This window comes from Achromobacter sp. SIMBA_011 (assembly GCF_046535435.1).
GTDB lineage: Bacteria > Pseudomonadota > Gammaproteobacteria > Burkholderiales > Burkholderiaceae_B > Achromobacter > Achromobacter dolens.
In genome coordinates, this window is sequence record NZ_JAWRWN010001314.1 from 1 (window position 1) to 231 (window position 231).

Below are 231 nucleotides of genomic sequence, written 5' to 3' on the forward strand. Positions count from 1 at the left end.
GGCGACCGCATTGGCCGCCTCGACGCGCATCACCTCGTCGAAAAGGCCTCGAAACAGGCGGTGCAATCGCAACGCACGCTTTACGACGTGCTCGCGGCCGATCCCGCCGTCACGCAGCATCTAGACGAAAATCGTCTTGAAGCGCTGCTCGACCCCGCCAATTACGTGGGCGAAGCGCACGCGTTCGTCGACGCGGTGCTCGCGTCGTACGCCCAGCGTTCGCCCCATTCT

At 64.5% G+C, this 231-nt stretch carries 1 pseudogene; it reads left to right on the plus strand.

What is annotated here, in order from left to right:
• Positions 1-231 (plus strand): annotated as a pseudogene (locus SB816_RS35335) (3-carboxy-cis,cis-muconate cycloisomerase); the annotation flags it as partial.